At 72.1% G+C, this 15572-nt stretch carries 12 protein-coding genes; 5 read left to right on the forward strand and 7 right to left on the reverse strand.

Annotation, left to right across the window (positions count from 1 at the left end; translation table 11 throughout):
- Positions 1–172: 172 nt before the first annotated feature.
- The gene (locus tag ACFRFC_RS22715) at positions 173–1408 is read right to left on the reverse strand and encodes an acyl-CoA dehydrogenase family protein (RefSeq protein WP_382691828.1); all 1236 of its coding nucleotides are present in this window, start codon (positions 1406–1408) and stop codon (positions 173–175) included.
- A gap of 102 nt (positions 1409–1510) precedes the next feature.
- A complete protein-coding gene (locus ACFRFC_RS22720) occupies positions 1511–3124 on the reverse strand; it encodes an MFS transporter (protein ID WP_382691829.1) in 1614 nt (537 codons plus the stop codon).
- A 732-nt stretch (positions 3125–3856) separates the two neighbouring features.
- On the opposite strand from ACFRFC_RS22720, the gene ACFRFC_RS22725 reads away from it, so the two are divergent.
- Together ACFRFC_RS22725 and ACFRFC_RS22730 are read left to right on the forward strand one after the other, a co-directional pair.
- A complete protein-coding gene (locus tag ACFRFC_RS22725) occupies positions 3857–5035 on the forward strand; it encodes a mannosyltransferase family protein (RefSeq protein ID WP_382691830.1) in 1179 nt (392 codons plus the stop codon).
- Between the two features lie 239 nt (positions 5036–5274).
- Entirely contained in the window at positions 5275–6504 is a 1230-nt protein-coding gene (locus ACFRFC_RS22730) for a phosphatase PAP2 family protein (RefSeq protein ID WP_382691831.1), read from the forward strand.
- 29 nt (positions 6505–6533) lie between these two features.
- Here ACFRFC_RS22730 and ACFRFC_RS22735 read toward each other — a convergent pair whose 3' ends face one another.
- The gene (locus ACFRFC_RS22735; RefSeq protein WP_382691832.1) at positions 6534–6749 is read right to left on the reverse strand and encodes an I78 family peptidase inhibitor; all 216 of its coding nucleotides are present in this window, start codon (positions 6747–6749) and stop codon (positions 6534–6536) included.
- 357 nt (positions 6750–7106) lie between these two features.
- Between ACFRFC_RS22735 and ctaD the strand changes: the two genes are divergently transcribed.
- A complete protein-coding gene (gene ctaD, locus ACFRFC_RS22740; RefSeq protein WP_382691833.1) occupies positions 7107–8792 on the forward strand; it encodes a cytochrome c oxidase subunit I in 1686 nt (561 codons plus the stop codon).
- On the opposite strand, the gene ACFRFC_RS22745 is transcribed toward ctaD, so the two are convergent.
- On the reverse strand, positions 8677–9711 hold the full coding sequence (locus ACFRFC_RS22745; RefSeq protein WP_382691834.1) for a helix-turn-helix transcriptional regulator: 1035 nt from the start codon (positions 9709–9711) through the stop codon (positions 8677–8679). The two genes, ctaD and ACFRFC_RS22745, sit on opposite strands and share 116 nt — an antisense overlap.
- A gap of 520 nt (positions 9712–10231) precedes the next feature.
- Here ACFRFC_RS22745 and ACFRFC_RS22750 point away from each other — a divergent pair.
- Complete coding sequence (locus ACFRFC_RS22750) at positions 10232–11014, forward strand: hypothetical protein (protein WP_382691835.1); 783 nt, start codon at positions 10232–10234, stop codon at positions 11012–11014.
- A 116-nt stretch (positions 11015–11130) separates the two neighbouring features.
- A complete protein-coding gene (locus tag ACFRFC_RS22755; RefSeq protein ID WP_382691836.1) occupies positions 11131–11628 on the forward strand; it encodes a hypothetical protein in 498 nt (165 codons plus the stop codon).
- 74 nt (positions 11629–11702) lie between these two features.
- Here the strand turns inward: ACFRFC_RS22755 and der are convergent, their stop codons facing one another.
- The 3 genes from der to cmk all read right to left on the reverse strand — a co-directional run bounded on the left by der (position 11703) and on the right by cmk (position 14593).
- Positions 11703–13181 carry a ribosome biogenesis GTPase Der gene (gene der / locus ACFRFC_RS22760; RefSeq protein WP_382691837.1) on the reverse strand — a complete coding sequence of 493 codons (1479 nt, stop codon included), beginning with the start codon at positions 13179–13181 and terminating at the stop codon, positions 11703–11705.
- Between the two features lie 81 nt (positions 13182–13262).
- On the reverse strand, positions 13263–13910 hold the full coding sequence (locus ACFRFC_RS22765; RefSeq protein WP_382691838.1) for a lysophospholipid acyltransferase family protein: 648 nt from the start codon (positions 13908–13910) through the stop codon (positions 13263–13265).
- A complete protein-coding gene (gene cmk / locus ACFRFC_RS22770; RefSeq protein WP_382691839.1) occupies positions 13907–14593 on the reverse strand; it encodes a (d)CMP kinase in 687 nt (228 codons plus the stop codon). Before cmk ends, ACFRFC_RS22765 begins: the two co-directional genes overlap by 4 nt.
- Positions 14594–15572: the final 979 nt, after the last annotated feature.

Genomic DNA, 15572 nt, shown 5'->3' on the forward strand with positions numbered 1-15572 from the left:
TCCCCCCCCGGCCCTACTCTTTTATACGGGGGGGGCCGCGGGCGGCGCTTTGCCCGGCGGTTTTATCCACCCTGTGGTGGGGGGGGCCGGCCCCCCGGCCCCGCCCCGCCCGCTCCCTCCACTTCCCCCCGTTTCCCCCCGCCCCCCTCCTGCTCCCCCTCGCCGCCGCCGGTCAGCGGAAGGCGTCCAGCCCGGTGAGCGCCTTGCCCAGCACCAGCTGGTGCATCTCGACCGTGCCCTCGTAGGTGAGCACGGACTCCAGATTGGTCGCGTGCCGCATCACCGGGTACTCCAGCGAGATCCCGTTGGCGCCGAGGATCGTCCGCGCGGTACGGCAGATCTCGATCGCCTCGCGCACATTGTTCAGCTTGCCGAAGCTGACCTGCTCCGGACGCAGCCGTCCGGCGTCCATCCGCCGCCCCAGATGGTGGGCGAGCAGAATCCCCTTGTGCAGTTCGACCGCCATGTCGGCGAGCTTGGCCTGGGTGAGCTGAAATCCGCCGATGGGCCGCCCGAACTGCTCGCGCGACTTGGCGTAGTCGACTGCGGTCTCGAAGCTGCTGCGCGCCGCCCCCATCGCGCCCCACACGATCCCGTACCGCGCGTGCGACAGACAGCTCAGCGGCCCGCGCAGCCCGGTCACCTCCGGAAGCACGGCAGCGGCGGGCAGCCGTACGTCGTCCAGCACCAGTTCGCTGGTCACGCTGGCCCGCAGCGACCACTTGTGCTTGATCTCCGGGGCGGAGAAGCCGGGCACGTCGGTGGGCACGGCGAAGCCGCGGATGCCGTCCTCGGTCTGCGCCCATACGACGGCGACCCCGGCGACGGACCCGTTGGTGATCCACATCTTGCGCCCGTTGAGCACCCAGTCGGACCCGTCCCGCTTGGCGTACGTGCGCATGGACCCGGGGTCGGAGCCGTGGTCGGGCTCGGTCAGCCCGAAGCAGCCGATGACCTCACCGGTGGCCATCCGCGGCAGCCACTGCTCACGCTGGGCCTCGCTGCCGAAGCGGTGGATGGCGTACATGGCCAGCGAGCCCTGCACGGACACCAGCGAGCGGATGCCCGAGTCACCCGCCTCCAGTTCCAGACAGGCGAGCCCGTACTGCACCGCACTGGCCCCGGCGCAGCCGTACCCCTCCAGGGACATCCCGAGCGCGCCGAGCGACCCCAGCTCCCGGGCCAGCTCCCGGACGGCGGGCAGTTCCCCCGCCTCGTACCACCCGGCGACATGGGGCGTCACCCGTTCGGCCACCCAGCGCCGGACGGTGTCCCGCACGGCCAGATCCTCGGGTTCGAGCAGATCGTCGATGCCGAGGGGGTCGCTGGGGTCGAAGGACGGGCGCTTGGAAGAAGAGGACGGGGACGGAGAGGGGGAGGGAGCGGGGGACGGGGACTTCGCGGGCATGCGGGACCTCCAGACGCCGAAAACTAGCACTGCTAGTAAAACACGTGGCCGACGCGTACGTCGGTCCCCGTCAGGTCCGGGGGTCGGACGCGCTCGGTCGGGTCAGCGGTTCAGCAGCCGGTCACGGGTCTGCGCCCGGCTGACCTCCCGGGGCGCCGGGACCTCCACCACACCGGCCTCGCACTGCATGATCCGCGGCAGCCGCAGCGCCATCACCGCCCCCAGCAGCAACAGCCCCGCGCTGACCAGCAGCGTCATATGCAGTCCGTGCACGAAGGAGTCCCGTGCCGCCCGGCGCAGGGCGGCCCCGGCCGACCCGCCGAGCCGCCCGGCCACCTCGTACGCCTCGCCCAGTGAATGCCCGGCCGACGCCGACGCGGACGACGGCACCCCGGGCACGGACCTCAGCCCCGGGGCGTAGGCGGCGTTCATCACGCTGCCGAGCAGCGCGATGCCCAGTCCGGCACCGAGCTGGTAGGAGGTCTCGCCGATGGCCGCCGCGCCGCCCGCCTGTTCCTGCGGCGCCTCGGCGAGCATCGACTCGTACGCCCCGAACAGCGTGGTCTCCAGCCCGAACCCGAGCAGGACGAACCCGGCCAGCAGCAGCGGCGCGTTGTCGTGCCGGCCCATCGCGGTCAGCAGCACCACCGCGAACGCGGTGAGACAGAACCCGGCGCACACCATCCGGCGCGGCCCGAACCGGCGCAGCAGCCGCGCCCCGTACAGACCGGCGGCCATCGCGGCGATGGTCAGCGGCAGCAGCCGCAGCCCGGTCTCCAGCGGGGACAGCTTCAGCACCAGCTGGAGATACTGCGCCGCGATCAGCTCCAGGCCGACCAGGGCGACCATCGCCAGCACGATGCACACCACGGAGGTGCTGAACGCCGGCCGGGAGAACATCCGCAGGTCCACCAGGGGATGCTTGCGCCGCCGCTGCCGCCGTACGAAGAGCACGAGCGAGGCGGCGCCCAGGACGAGCGGCGCCAGGGTGAGCACGCTGTCCATCTGGTCGCCGGCGCCGAGCCGCTTGACCCCGAGCACCACGCCGAACAGCCCGGCCGCCGCCATCAGCGCGCCGACCACGTCCCAGGGGCCGTCGCACCCGCCCCGTGACTCCGGCAGCAGCAGCCGTCCCACCGGGAGGCTGACCAGCATCAGCGGGATGTTGACGAGGAAGACCGAGCCCCACCAGAAGTGTTCCAGCAGAAAGCCGCCGAGCAGCGGTCCGACGGCCGCGCCGACCGCGGCCACCGCGCTCCAGACGCCGATGGCGACCGCGCGTTCACGCCGGTCGGGGAAGACCTGCCGCAGGATCGAGAGCGTCGCGGGCATGATCATCGCGCCGCCGACCCCGAGCAGCGCCCGCGCCAGGATCAGCGTCTGGCCGCTGTCGGCGAGCGCCGCGAGCGCGGAGGCGACGCCGAACAGGGCGTAGCCGAGGAGCAGGATCCGTCTGCGGCCGACCCGGTCGCCGAGCGTGCCGAACAGGATCAGCAGCGCGGCGCAGACGAGGGGATAGACATCGACGATCCAGAGCAGCTCTATCGCGCTGGGCCTGAGGTCCTCGGTGACGGCCGGCACCGCGACATGCAGCACGGTGGCGTCGACCGCGACCAGCAGCAGGCTGGTGCAGAGGACCACGAGAACGACCCAGCGGTTGGCACCGGCCCCGGCCGCCCGACGGCGCAACGCGGCGGCCGTGGTCGTCCCGGACATGTACGTACCTCCCAGATGTTCCCTCGCCGCCGGGGGGATCGCGGGGGTCGACCGACAGGAGTCGACAGGAGTCGACAGGGATCGACGGGGATATCGACGGGGATGGGGACTCCCCCGTGACCCGGCCGGAGAGGAGCGGTGGTCTCCGGCCCGCGCGACGGACGGCGAGTGACACGTCAGCGTACGCGACACCTCCCGCGTGCCGCGTGGCGGACCTCACCCCACCTGACTCCACCCGTGTGGCGTACACCACGTCCCCCGACGCCCCCTCACGCCCACGCCACACACCCCCGCGCGAACGCGAGGGCCCGCCCCGGAGACCACTCCCCACCTCTCCTTGCGCGCCCGCCGAGCTTCCCCGGGCATGCCCACTGGCCCCCGGGCGCAGCTCCCCACCCCTCCTTGCGTGCGCGCCGGGCCTCCCAGACGCCTGCGGCGGCAGCTCGCGCCGACGGTGACCGTCGTAGCCGGACGGCTAGCCTCCCCCGCTCCCCCGGGCACGTACCCGGACGGCCCAGATGGCCACCGACGTCTGGACGGCGGTCCCCGCTCCCCCGCGCGCCTACCCAGACGGCGCCCCCACTCCCCGCAACCCCTCCGCACGCGGACAGCCGCCCCCGCTCCCCCTCCCCCCTCCCCCTCCGCCCACGGACAGCCTCCCCGCCCGCCCCGCAGGGCCCCGCACCTCCCCGCTCCCCCTCCCGATCCGGCGCACCGCCGATAATCGAGCCCGTGACCGATCTTGAAACGCGCGTGGCAGCCCCCTCCCGGCTGCGGCGGGTGGCCCCGGCCCTGCTCGGGTACGCGGCCGTCCGCGTCCTGGGGCTGCTCGTCCTGGCCGGGTGGAGCGCGGCGCGCGGGACGAGCGCGCACACCCTGCTGACCGCCCGCTGGGACGCGCTCTGGTACACGCGGGTGGCCGAGCTGGGCTACGGCTACGAGGTCCGGCTGCCAGGCGGGGACATCCACTCCAACCTCGCCTTCTTCCCGCTGCTGCCCTGGCTGGAGCGGCTGCTGCACGCGGTCACCCCGCTCTCGTACGCGGACGCGGGTTTCACGGTGAGCCTGGTCGCCTCGCTCGCGGCGGCCTGGGGGATCTTCGCCGTCGCGGACCAGGTGTACGGGCGGCGGGCCGGGGTGTGCGCGGTGCTGCTGTGGGCGGTGCTGCCGGTCGGGATCGTGCAGTCCATGGCGTACAGCGAGTCGCTGTTCACCGCCCTGGCCGCCTGGTCGCTGTACGCGCTGCTGACCGGCCGCTGGCTCACCGCGGGCACCCTGGCCCTGCTGGCGGGGCTGACCCGGCCGGTCGGGATCGCCGTGGTCGCGGCGGTGTGGGCGACGGCGATCCTGTTCCTGGTGCGGGAGCGCCGGGCCGGGCGCCCGCCCACCGCGCGCCCCGTGCTCGGCATGCTGCTCGCGCCGCTGGGCGCCGGGGGCTATGTCCTGTGGGTGGGCCACCGCACCGGCGACGGCCCGCTCGGCTACCTCGACGTCCAGGCGGGCTGGCGCAACGGCTTCGACGGCGGCTACGCCTTCGCCCGCTTCATCGCCGAGATGTTCACCCCCCTCACCCCGTTCCCGTGGTTCCCGCCGTTCCCCTCGGCCCTGGCCGGCGTCGCACTGATCGCCGGTGTCGCCCTGGTGATCTGGCTGTACGTCACTTGCGTACGGCAGCGCCAGCCGCTGCCGCTGCTGGTGTACGCGGGGGTCGTCACCGCCCTGGCCCTGTGCGCGTCGAGCTACTTCGGCTCCAAGCCCCGGCTGCTGATGCCCGCGTTCCCGCTGCTGCTGCCGCTCGCCCGCGCCCTGGCCCGGACACGCACCGCCAGGGCGGCGGGGACGCTGGGCGCGGTCGCGGTGCTGTCGGCGGTGTACGGGGCGTTCTGGCTGAACGGCTCGGGGCCGCCGTGACCGGGCAACCCGATCGGGTGAGCGCGGGGGAAATTCCTCACCATGGTTCGGTGAACGAATTCATAATCCAAGTAAAACGCCACACCGGGAATGGCCAATGGAATTGAAGGTGACGACGGCTCAGGGATTGTTGATTCCTCGGGAATTCACCGGCTGTGCGGGCAATCCCACATCACATCGTCATCACAAAGGCGCAGTCCGTACGGGATTCACACCTCACTCCCTGTAACGTCGATTGTGTGCGTACCGAACCAAAGCCGACCCGGCTGGACCGGGCCTTCGCCCGCCTGGACCGTGAACCGGCGCGGCCCAGCCTCGACGTGCCCCGGATGACGCGGCACCGGGTGGTGCTCTTCGGTGCGACGCTCACCTTCTACATCACGATCGTGCTCGCGGTCGTGACCACCTCATGGCTGGTCCGCTTCGACTGGCAGGCCATGCTCTTCCGGCCCTACCAGCAGTGGCCGGAGGTGCACGCGTTCCTGGACTACTGGGTGGTCCTCGGGCAGCGCGGCCCGACCGCCGTGATGGTCTCCGCCTGGCTCGGCTGGCGCTGCTGGCGGCAGCACACCGTGCGCCCGCTGCTGGCCTTCGGCACGGCGCTGCTGCTGCTCAACATCACGGTCGGCGCCGTGAAGTACGGCCTGGGCCGCTCGGGTCCGCACTACGCGACCGAGATCGGCTCCAACGAGATGTGGCACTGGTTCCAGGCCGGAAGCGACATATTTCCCTCGGGACACACCGCCAACGCGGTGGTGACCTGGGGCATCCTCGCCTATCTGGCGTCCACCCCGGCCGCCCGCCGCTATCTGTCCGCCCTCTCCGCCATCATGTCCCTCTCCGTGGGCCTGACCACCGTCTATCTGGGCACCCACTGGCTGAGCGACGTCCTGCTGGGCTGGGCCGCCGGACTGCTGGTGCTGCTGGCGCTGCCGTGGATGGAGCCGCTGATCGGCCAGGTCGAGGCATGGCTGTTCAGCCTCAAGGACCGCTGGTTCGGCCGCCGCGGCGCCCCCGTCCCGGCCGCCACCCTGCCGACCACGCCGGTGGCCATCCCGGCCACCGTCTTCCAGCCCCACCCGGCCGCCGGGACCACACCGGCCGAAGCCCCGGTCACCGCCCCCGTCGCGGCCCTCGCGGATGTCCCGGCCGACTCCCTCACCGGCCCCACCGCTGCTCCCGTCGGCCCCACAGCTGCTCCCGTCGGTCCCACCGCTGCCCCCGTCGGCGTCGCCGCCGGTCCCCCCGGCGGCGACGAAGCACCCGCCGTCCGTGAGCCGGTCTCCGCCCCGCGCGGTGCCACCACCCGCACCCCGGTCCATCTGACCCCCGGCCCGCACTCGGTCCGCTCCGAGCGCACCCCGGTCACCCCGGTCGGCAGCCGACGCCCGCCGCACACCGACCGCGCCGCCCGCGGCGGAGCCCCGTCGGGCCACCCGATCACCGCGAACGGCCCCCGGGAAACCTGATCCTGCGGGTCACCTGACCCCCGGGACACCTATCCCTTCCAGGCGCGCGTCACCCGCCCGCCCCTGACCTCGAAGTTCAGCCGTCCCTGGCGGTACTCCATGGTGACGATCGCGCCCGGTGGCAGCGCCCGCACGGTCGTCCAGCCCCGCTCCCGGGCACGCCGTTCGGCGGCGTCGGCGTCGAGGCCGACATAGGCGCCGGTGTTGTCGTCGGGATCCGTGGGTGGTGTCGGTATACGAGCCATGCGGCCACGCTAGGCGCTCGGCGCCGGACACGGAAGCGGGGGCGGACACCGAGGGTGACCAGTACCTGGCCGGTCACGCTTTTGTCACAGGATCACGACGGACGCTTCCTGAGAACTCCCTCACCCGGAAGACGGCATCCATGCACCATCCACGGGCATTCGAACGTAATTCCCGCGTGTCGGCACGATCACCGGAAAAGCCGGGCGGAGAGTTCCGCGAGGGTGGTCCCCGTACCGCATTGCATTCCGTTTCCGGGCGGGGCCCGGGGCGCCGGCGCCCCACGGATATCGCGCGGCCGCCGGCCAGAATCCGCCACCGCGGCCCGGAGCGCGACGGAGCGAAAGGGCGAGCGAGCCATGGGGACGGACACCGTGACTCCGGCGCCGCGACCCGTGTGGACGCGGCGCAACAGCCGGGTGGTGGTCGACTGGCTGACCACCACCGACCACAAGAGGATCGGCCATCTCTATCTGATCACGTCGTTCGGGTTCTTCCTGGTCGGCGGGGTGATGGCGCTGCTGATGCGCGCCGAGCTGGCCCGGCCGGGCCTCCAGATCGTGGACAGCCAGCAGTTCAACGAACTGTTCACGCTGCACGGCACGATCATGCTGCTGCTGTTCGCCACCCCGAGCTTCGCGGGCTTCGCCAATGAGCTGATGCCGCTCCAGATCGGCGCCCCCGACGTGGCCTTCCCCCGGCTGAACATGTTCGCGTACTGGCTGTTCCTGTTCGGCGGGCTGATCGTGCTCGGCTCGCTGCTGGTGCCGGACGGTCCCGCCGCCTTCGGCTGGTTCGCCTACGCGCCGCTGAACAGCATGGAGCACTCGCCCGGCGTCGGACCCGATCTATGGATCATGGGCCTGGCGCTGGCCGGGTTCGGCACGATCCTGGGCGCGGTCAACTTCATCACCACGATCGTCGCGATGCGCGCCCCCGGGATGACCATGTTCCGGATGCCGATCTTCACCTGGAACATTCTGTTCACGTCGATCCTGGTGCTGATGGCGTTCCCGGTGCTGGCGGCGGCGCTGCTGATGCTGGAGGCGGACCGGCGGTTCGGCAGCCAGGTCTTCGAGGCGGCCAACGGGGGCGCGCTGCTGTGGCAGCACCTGTTCTGGTTCTTCGGCCATCCCGAGGTCTACATCATCGCGCTGCCGTTCTTCGGGATCATCACGGAGATCATCCCGGTCTTCAGCCGCAAGCCGGTCTTCGGCTACTCGGCGCTGGTCGGCGCCACCATGGCGATCACCGGACTCTCGATCGTGGTGTGGGCGCACCACATGTTCGCGACCGGGGCGGTGCTGCTGCCGTTCTTCTCCTTCATGAGCTTCCTGATCGCGGTGCCGACCGGCGTGAAGTTCTTCAACTGGACCGGCACCATGCTGGGCGGCTCCCTGTCCTTCGAGACGCCGATGCTGTGGGCGACGGGTTTCCTGGTGACCTTCCTGTTCGGCGGGCTGACCGGGGTGATCCTGGCCTCACCGCCGATGGACTTCCATGTCACCGACTCGTACTTCGTGGTCGCGCACTTCCATTACGTCGTCTTCGGCACGGTCGTCTTCGCGATCTTCGGCGGATTCGCCTTCTGGTGGCCCAAGTTCACCGGCCGGATGCTCGACGAACGGCTCGGCAAGATCCACTTCTGGACCCTGTTCACCGGCTTCCACACCACGTTCCTGGTGCAGCACTGGCTGGGCGCGGAGGGCATGCCGCGCCGCTATGCCGACTATCTGGCCGCGGACGGCTTCACCGCCCTGAACATGGTGTCGTCGATCGGCGCGTTCCTGCTCGGCCTGTCGACCCTGCCGTTCCTCTACAACGTCTGGAAGACCGCGAAGTACGGCGCGAAGGTCACCGTCGACGACCCCTGGGGCTACGGCCGTTCCCTGGAGTGGGCGACCTCGTGCCCGCCGCCCCGGCACAACTTCACGACGCTGCCCCGGATCCGCTCGGAGTCCCCGGCGTTCGATCTGCACCATCCCCGCTACGCGCGCCGGCCTCCCGTGCCAGCGCCCGGCTCAGCCGGTCCCGAGCCGTCCTGATCGCCCCCGTCAGCTCGTCCGGCTCCAGCACCTCGAACTCCAGGCCCAGCAGCATCACATGGATCACCAGCACATCGAGGCTCGCGGCGCCCGTGCGCAGCAGACAGGTCGTGGCGGTCTCGGCCTCCAGTGTCCCGTCGCTCGGTGAGATGTGCCGGGCCGCCTCCGCCAGCGGCGCCAGCACCCGGACGACGGCCCGGGCGGCGTAGACGCGCGTGGAGACGCCCTGCGAGACATAGGCGGCCAGGTCGTGGGCGGGAGGCTCGCGGGGCGGGAAGCGGGGGCCGTGCGGCGGCCTCGGGGTGATCCGGTCGGCGCGGAAGGTCCGCCAGCCGGCCCGGTCCAGGTCCCAGGCGACCAGGTACCAGCGCCGCTCGCTGCACACCAGGCGGTGCGGTTCCACGCTGCGGCGGGTGGCGGCGCCCTCGTGGTCCCGGTAGTCGAAGCGCAGCCGCTCCGCGTCCCGGCACAGCCCGGCCAGCTCGGTCAGCAGCGCCGGGTCCACCGCGTCGGGCCGGGCCGCGCGCAGCATCGGCACGGTGTACGCGTTGAGTGCGCCGACCCGGCGGCGCAGCCGGTGCGGCAGCACCTGTTCCAGCTTGGCCAGCGCCCGTACCGAGGTCTCGCCGATGCCCTCGACGCCCTGCCCGGCGGCGGTGCGCAGCCCCACGGCGACGGCGACCGCCTCGTCGTCGTCCAGCAGCAGCGGCGGCAGTTCGGCGCCGACGCCGAGCTGATAGCCGCCGCCGGTGCCGGGGCTGGCGTGCACCGGATAGCCCAGGGCGCGCAGCCGCTCCACGTCCCGGCGGACCGTGCGCGCTGTGACCCCGAGCCGCTCGGCCAGCTCGGCACCGGACCACTCCCGGTGGGCCTGGAGCAGCGAGAGAAGCCGGAGCAGCCGGGCGGAGGTTTCGAGCATGACCCGAGTCTGCCAGGGCCCGCGGACACCGCCGTCCGCGTCGTCGGCACCCGCCTGGTGCCCGAGTCGCAGCCGCGGTCACTGTCCCCGGAGGACCGAGCAGATGGGCCACGCCCCTCAGCCCCGCCCGCGCGCCAGGTACCGGCGGAGAACCGGAGCCGCCGTAGCAGCCGTTCCCGGTGCCGATGTGCCGGGAGCGCGGCCCGGTGAGGACCGCCGTCGGACGCGCCTTACGGGCGTCAGCGCAGGCGAAGTCCGCGTACATCAACCACACCTGAGCGAACCCTGTGAGACACCTCACCGCCACAATTCCATTGCTCTCCCCCCTCCTTGACTAGGAGTGTCCGATTCCGCCCCGGGTGTGACCGAGCGCGTCCGATCGTTCGGTTCCGTTCGCCATCGCGCGTGACTCCCGCCGCAGGTCGCCCGTTGTCTCTTCATGAGCCCGGGACCGCCCCGGACCCACCCGGCCGGGAGCCACCCGGCCGTACCCACGCACCGCATCCCGAGGGAGCCACCCGTGCCGCGCATGCTCGACGTCAGCGACGAGGTTCGCGCCGAGATCGGCGACGAAGAAGCCGACCGGCTGCTCGCCGGAGAGAACGCCCCGGGCAGTTACGACTGCACGTCCTGCCGCACCCCGGGCGACTCCGCGCACGAGCGCACCAGCACCGTCCTGTTCATCGGCGACGAAACCGCCGTACTCGCCTTCGCCCACGCCACCTGCCTGCCCTCGCAGGTCGTCCAGGTGACCGAGGACCAGCTCCAGGGCGCCGTCCGCTCCATCAACGGCGACGCCACCGACCTGGAACGCGACAAGGTCGCGCCCGAGCAGGCCGTGCTCGGCGTCACCAGCGGACTCGTGCTGATCGCCGGTGAGCTGCACCCGGCGCTGGTCGTGGAGCCGACCGCGCCGATCGTCCGGCCCGGCTCGACCGGCGTCGGCGACGACTTCCTGCCGCTGCTGATCGAGCAGGGCTTCATGCCGGTCACCGAGCTGACCGGGGTGCCGCCGGTGCTGCACGGCTGGTCGGTGCTGCTGGCGGTGGGCCAGCTGCACGCCGTCCTCCAGCCCGGCCCGAACGGCGGCCAGCCCGTCGCCTGGTGGCAGGCGCACCAGCCGCTCCAGGTCACCGAGGGCTGGCGGACGGCGGCCAACAAGCACCAGCAGGTACTGATGTTCGCGGCGCCGGTGGGCTCCATCGGCCGCCAGCCGCGCGAGGACCTGCTGCGCGACGCGCTCGACAAGGCCGCCGCCAACGGCCAGCTGGTCGCCAGCGCACTGCCTCTCGCGGGGACCTGACCGCCCGGTCGCCGGGGCCGGGGAGCGTGGGTGAGCGCGGCATCGTCGTGCTCACCCACGCCCCTCGGGCTGTCCGGTGACCGCATCCCTTCCCGGTCCGGGTCGTTTGGACATACGTGCACGCATACGACGTTTCCTCCCGTTCCTCCTATCCGTCGATCCCGGTCGGCCGGACGGCCCAGGACAACCCAGGCGGCCCCTCGGCGACGCCGATCTACGACACGCTCTACGCCGAGTACGTGAGGAACTTCCGCACCCTGCCGGGCGACCGCAGCGGTGAGGAGAAGCTGGGGTTCACGGCCTTCGGCAACCTGCCGCCGGCGCTCGGGTCGTACACGTCCGGACTCGGGTCGTACGGTCTGGGGAACGGCTCGTTCAGCAGCTCCTACAGCGCGTACAGCGCGGGGGCCAACAGCGCCCGGCAGGGCGGCGGCCAGCCGTCGCAGTGGCAGCGGGTGGGACAGATCGGCCAGCAAGGCCAAGCCGGCCAGATGAGCCAGGTGGGCCAAGTGGGTCAGATGGGCCAGGTAGGTCAGGTAGGTCAGATGGGCCAGCAGGGGGCGATGCAGCACCTCCCGGCGGTCCTGCCCCCGGGACCACGCCGGGGCATGTGAGACAACGAGAAGGGCGGCCCGCTCGACGGACCGCCCTTTCTCATGCCTGCTTCCTCATATCTGCTTCCCCATGCCTACTTCTTCTTGTTGCCGCGCTTCTCGCGCACCCGCACCGAGATATGGATCGGCGTCCCCGCGAAGCCGAACTCCTCGCGCAGCCGGCGTTCGATGAAGCGCCGGTAGCCCGCCTCGATGAAGCCGGAGGCGAAGAGCACGAACCGGGGCGGCTTGGTGCCGGCCTGGGTGCCGAAGAGGATGCGGGGCTGCTTGCCGCCGCGCACCGGGTGCGGATGGGCGGCGACCAGCTCACCGAGGAAGGCGTTGAGGCGGCCGGTCGGGACCCGGGTCTCCCAGCCGGCGAGGGCGGTCTCGATCGCCGGGACCAGCTTCTCCATGTGCCGTCCGGTACGGGCCGAGACATTGACGCGGGGCGCCCAGGCGACCTGCCCCAGCTCGGTCTCGATCTCCCGCTCCAGATAGAAACGGCGCTCCTCGTCGAGGGTGTCCCACTTGTTGAAGGCGAGCACCAGCGCCCGCCCGGCCTCGACGGCCATGGTGACGATCCGCTGGTCCTGTACGGAGATGCTCTCGGTGGCGTCGATCAGGATGACCGCGACCTCCGCCTTCTCGACGGCGGCGGCGGTACGCAGCGAGGCGTAGTAGTCGGCGCCCTGCTGGAGGTGGACGCGCTTGCGGATACCGGCGGTGTCCACGAACTTCCAGATGACGCCGCCGAGTTCGATCAGCTCGTCCACCGGGTCACGGGTGGTGCCCGCGACCTCGTTGACGACGACGCGCTCCTCACCGGCCACCTTGTTGAGCAGCGAGGACTTGCCGACGTTGGGGCGGCCGATCAGGGCGATGCGGCGCGGGCCGCCGACGGCGACGCCGAAGGTCTGCTCGGGCGCGTCCGGCAGCACCTCCAGGACGGCGTCCAGCATGTCGCCGGTGCCGCGGCCGTGCAGGGCGGAGACGGGGTGCGGCTCGCCGAGGCCGAGCGCCCAGAGGTAGGCCGCGTCGGCCTCGCCGCTCTGGCCGTCCACCTTGTTGGCGCACAGCACCACGGGCTTGCCGGCCTTGCGCAGAAGTCGTACGACCGCCTGGTCGGTGTCGGTGGGGCCGACCTTGGCGTCCACGACGAAGACCACGGCGTCGGCGGCGTCGATCGCGTACTCCGCCTGGGCGGCGACGGAGGCGTCGATGCCGAGGACGTCCTGCTCCCAGCCGCCGGTGTCGACCACCTTGAAGCGGCGCCCGGCCCACTCGGCCTCGTAGGTCACCCGGTCGCGGGTGACGCCGGGCTTGTCCTCCACGACGGCCTCACGCCGCCCGATGATCCGGTTCACCAGGGTCGACTTGCCGACATTGGGGCGGCCGACGACGGCGAGCACCGGCAGCGGGCCGTGGCCGGCCTCCTCGATCGCGCCCTCGACGTCGGCGGCGTCGAAGCCCTCTTCCGCGGCCAGCTCCATGAACTGCGCGTACTCGGCATCGCCAAGCGCTCCGTGGTCGTGCTCGTCGAGCGAGCCCGCGGAGTGGATGTCGTCGTTCATGAAGTCCGTACCTCGTTACTCGTGGTGATCGTGGACCGGCCGTCGCGGTGCGTACCGGCTCGATCCACTACTCAGTGTCGCTCAGCGCCCGGTCAGGCGCCTGGCGTTTTCCAGGTGGGCGGTGAGCTGCTTCTGGATGCGCTCGGTGGCCTCGTCCAGGGCCTTGCGGGTGCGCCGGCCGCTGCCGTCCCCGGCGGCGAAGGGGTCCCCGAACACGACGTCGATCCGGCTGCGCAGCGGTGGCAGCCCCTTGACCAGCCGCCCCCGGCGCCCGGTGCTGCCGAGCACGGCGACCGGGACGATCGGGGCGCCCGCCCGCACGGCGAAGTAGGCGAGCCCGGCGCGCAGGGCGGCGAAGTCGCCCTCGCCGCGCGTCCCCTCGGGAAATATCCCGAGGACGCCGCCCTGCTCCAGGACGCCGACGGCCCGGCTGATCGCGGTCCGGTCGGTGCTCTCCCGGTCCACCTTCAGCTGTCCGATGCCGGTCAGGAAGGGGTCCAGGGGGCCGACGAAGGCTTCCTTCTTGATCAGGAAGTGCACCGGCCGGGGCGAGACGCCCAGCACCATCGGCCCGTCGACGTTGTGCGAGTGGTTCACGGCGAGGATGACGGGTCCGGCGGCGGGTACCCGCCAGGCGCCCAGCACCCGCGGCCGGAACAGCCCGTACATCAGCGGTACGCCGATCCGGCGCCCGATCTCGGCGTCGCGCGTGGTGGGCACGTCACTCACTTCGCGGCCCGCTTCTCCTCGACGAGGGTGACGACACACTCGATGACCTGCGCCAGCGTCAGCGCGGTGGTGTCCACCTCGACCGCGTCCGCCGCCTTGGCGAGCGGTGAGGTCTTGCGCCCCGAGTCGGCCGCGTCCCGCCGGACCAGGGCCTCACGGGTGGCGTTCAGGTCGGCGCCCTTCAGCTCACCGCTGCGGCGGGCGGCACGCGCCTCGGCGGAGGCGGTCAGGAAGACCTTCAGATCGGCGTCCGGCAGCACGGTCGTCCCGATGTCCCGGCCCTCGACGACGATCCCGCCCTCGGCGCCGGAGGCGATGGACCGCTGAAGCTCGGTGATCCGCGCCCGCACCTCGGGCACCGCGCTGACCGCACTGACCTTGGCGGTCACGTCCTGCGTCCGGATCGGCCCGGCCACATCCACGCCGTCGACCTCGATCGTGGGTTCGGCCGGGTCCACCCCGGACACGATGTCCGGCTTCCCGGCCGCCGCGGCGATCGCCGCCGGGTCGTCCACGTCGATCCCGTTGCTCACCATCCACCAGGTGATCGCCCGGTACTGGGCCCCGGTGTCCAGATACCGCAGCCCCAGCTGCGTGGCGACGGCCTTGGACGTGCTCGACTTACCCGTGCCGGAGGGACCGTCGATGGCGACGATCACGGGCTGGGCGGCGCCGTTTTCCACAGCGGGACACCTTCCTGATGCGGTGAGGCGGGATGCGGGGGCGTGCGGGGACCCCGGACAAGGTTACTGCGTACGGGTCACTCGTCCGTCCCACGGCAACCGGCTCGGCCGTCCCACCCCACCTGCGGAGGACCCGGGTGCCCCTCTCCACCACGCGCGGGCGACCGGCTTCCGCCCTCCCACCCCACCTGCGGGGGACCCGGGTGCCTCTCCACCACGTGCGAGCGACCGCCTTCGCCCTCCCACCCCGCCTGCGGAGGACCGGGTGCCTCTCTCCGCCACCTGCAGGCGACCGCCTTCGCCCGGCCCCTTGGCCACGGGCACCTGGCCGCCCCCACTCTCCGCGGCGAGCGACCGGCTTCGCCCTCTCCCCTGGCTGCGAGCGACTAGCTGCCCTTCCCTCCGCCAGCAGGGACCGGTTGTCTGCTGTTTCGGCGTGCGGGCGACCGGCTTCCTGCTACTTCCGCCTGCGGGCGACCGGCTTCCTGCTGTTTCGGCCTGCGGGCGACCGGCTCCCTGCTACTTCCGCCTGCGCGCCGGCTGCCTGCTGCTTCCCGCCTGCGAGCGACCAGCTGCCTGCCATTTACGCCTGCGCCGAAGGCTTCCCGCTGGCTTCCTGCTGTTTCTGCCTGCGGGCGTCCGGCTGCCCCTCCCCCCGCCTGCGGGCAACCGACTCCTGCCATTTCCGCCTGCGGGCAACCGGCTTCCCGCTACTTCCGCCTGCGGGCAACCGACTGCCCCCTCCTCCGCCCGCGCACAAACCGGTAGCCCGACCCTCCGCCCGCGGACGACGGGGCTGCCCCCACCCTCCACCTCCCGACGACGACCAGCTGCCCCTCCCCTGCCAGGCGGCCGAAGACGGCGAGCCCGCACCTCCAGCCCGTCCGGCGATTGAGGACGAGGCCCTTTCGGGGCCGAAGCGGGGGCCCGGGGTTGGCGGAGAGGATGTCGATCCACATCGCGGGGTCGGAGCCGGCGA

Source organism: Streptomyces sp. NPDC056734 (genome assembly GCF_042790455.1).
Lineage (GTDB): Bacteria > Actinomycetota > Actinomycetes > Streptomycetales > Streptomycetaceae > Streptomyces.

Excerpts from the sequence above, each read along its gene's own strand:
- der (WP_382691837.1), bottom strand. The coding sequence starts at position 13,181 with ATGAACGACGACATCCACTCCGCGGGCTCGCTCGACGAGCACGACCAC.
- ACFRFC_RS22735 (WP_382691832.1), bottom strand. The coding sequence starts at position 6,749 with ATGGCTCGTATACCGACACCACCCACGGATCCCGACGACAACACCGGC.
- ACFRFC_RS22715 (WP_382691828.1), bottom strand. The coding sequence starts at position 1,408 with ATGCCCGCGAAGTCCCCGTCCCCCGCTCCCTCCCCCTCTCCGTCCCCG.
- ctaD (WP_382691833.1), top strand. The coding sequence starts at position 7,107 with ATGGGGACGGACACCGTGACTCCGGCGCCGCGACCCGTGTGGACGCGG.
- ACFRFC_RS22745 (WP_382691834.1), bottom strand. The coding sequence starts at position 9,711 with ATGCTCGAAACCTCCGCCCGGCTGCTCCGGCTTCTCTCGCTGCTCCAG.
- ACFRFC_RS22720 (WP_382691829.1), bottom strand. The coding sequence starts at position 3,124 with ATGTCCGGGACGACCACGGCCGCCGCGTTGCGCCGTCGGGCGGCCGGG.